Annotated in this window: 3 protein-coding genes; all 3 read right to left on the bottom strand. The window is 39.2% G+C overall.

Annotation, left to right across the window (positions count from 1 at the left end):
• The 3 genes from OCL06_RS15600 to OCL06_RS15590 all read right to left on the bottom strand — a co-directional run bounded on the left by OCL06_RS15600 (position 1) and on the right by OCL06_RS15590 (position 1,362).
• Positions 1 to 264 (bottom strand): hypothetical protein, encoded by a 264-nt coding sequence (locus OCL06_RS15600; protein ID WP_262996258.1) that lies wholly within the window; start codon positions 262 to 264, stop codon positions 1 to 3.
• A gap of 115 nt (positions 265 to 379) precedes the next feature.
• The gene (locus tag OCL06_RS15595; protein ID WP_262996256.1) at positions 380 to 685 is read right to left on the bottom strand and encodes a hypothetical protein; all 306 of its coding nucleotides are present in this window, start codon (positions 683 to 685) and stop codon (positions 380 to 382) included.
• A gap of 125 nt (positions 686 to 810) precedes the next feature.
• Complete coding sequence (locus tag OCL06_RS15590) at positions 811 to 1,362, bottom strand: Rv1289 family protein (protein ID WP_262996254.1); 552 nt, start codon at positions 1,360 to 1,362, stop codon at positions 811 to 813.
• Positions 1,363 to 1,476 lie beyond the last annotated feature (114 nt).

Here is a 1,476-nt window from a genome sequence, read left to right as displayed (position 1 = left end):
TTAATAGATAACAGGTCTTCCTCCGCGAGAAAAGATATAGTTTTTCTCAAACCGTACTCCAAACTTTTTGTACCTGTACTCTTCTCTATGAAATTTATTCATCGGTGCTTCGGTAAAACAAACACACTTTTGTTTACCTGTTATAAATCCATCACTGTCTAACAACCGCCTACTTTCTATAATTTTACACAGAATCTCAACTGTCAACTCTTCAGTATCGGCTTTTACCCAATGATAAAGATATTGAGATATATCAGTTCTCACCAAACTCTCCGAAAATATAACACCCCAAGAAGGGGCAATAATACGTGGGCTAAAATAAGGAACGAAGTGACGGGAGCCCACGTGTTATTGTCCCGCTTACTTGGCTTGTTATACGTTATTTCTTAAAACCTACTGCTGATTCAAATGATATTTTTGCAACAAACAATTTATTGAGCCAACGTGAAGGAGAGAAAGCCGCCAACAATCCAATAGCAACAAATAATCCTATAAAGATAACGGCATCCAGCTTTACCGAGTACTCATTAGTAGGAACACCGTTGTAAGTTATCGTGGCTTCAGGGTCGTTCAAGATACCCAAAAACTGGTAAAGCATAAAACCACCGATAAGAATAAACCAAAATCCGATGAACCTGGCACCTTTTCGAAATCGTTTCATTGCTTTTAATTGACTTGTATCCAACAGTTCCTCCATGACGTATAACACTAAGCTAAGGGGCAAAAGCACAATGCGATAATGGCGTAGCCGCATTGTGTTTTTGTCCCAGCGACCGAAGGGAGTGAGCTTGAGCGTTTTGTTAGGCACACTTAGCTGAAAAGTTCAGCATTTTTAAAATGCTCTGCTATATGGTTTTGTATTTCTTGTGGATTTCCCCACAGCTCAGATACACTAAACCGCTTTTCATACACATCAATTGAAAGTGGCGTTTCAATAGATTCATTGGCATTCTCTGGAGCGGTAATAACTGCAACACACATACCCACGATATAACCACTAGGTAAATTCCATTTATTTTTCCCAATCAAAATAGAACCATTTGAATTAAATTCTAGCCTTGGATCTAGTTCACCCTCATGAGCAATTGAAGTTCGTCCGAATTTATATAAAGCGTCAGTAATGCTTATATCGTTGCATTTAATATCTGAAAGGCAGTTGCCTGTAGCAATTATTGATATAAGCTTTTCCTCTTCTTCCAGAAACGCTTTAATCCGTTTACCAACGCCATCTTTAGAACGTCTACGTTTGGCAGTTTGATCTAAGGCTGGAAATAAATTGACCAACGCACCTTCAAGATCATTTTCTTGAATATGCTTTATAGTTTGAAGAATTCGTCGACTTACGCCGGTTGGTTTTTTCATTGTATGCCTAACTTCCAAATATGGGGCGTAAACACGTGTGCAATAATGGCGAAGCCGCGCACGTGTTTGCGTCTCAGCGAGCGACAGCGAGTGCCATTATTTGCTTGTTATATG

Origin of the sequence: Alteromonas salexigens, assembly GCF_025628895.1 — a bacterium.
GTDB classification, from domain to species: domain Bacteria; phylum Pseudomonadota; class Gammaproteobacteria; order Enterobacterales; family Alteromonadaceae; genus Alteromonas; species Alteromonas salexigens.
The sequence above is the reverse complement of the archived record's forward strand: the minus strand, read 5'-3'. Positions and strand labels throughout refer to the sequence as shown.

Coding starts and splice junctions, on each gene's coding strand:
- OCL06_RS15590 (WP_262996254.1), bottom strand. CDS start 1,362: ATGAAAAAACCAACCGGCGTAAGTCGACGAATTCTTCAAACTATAAAG.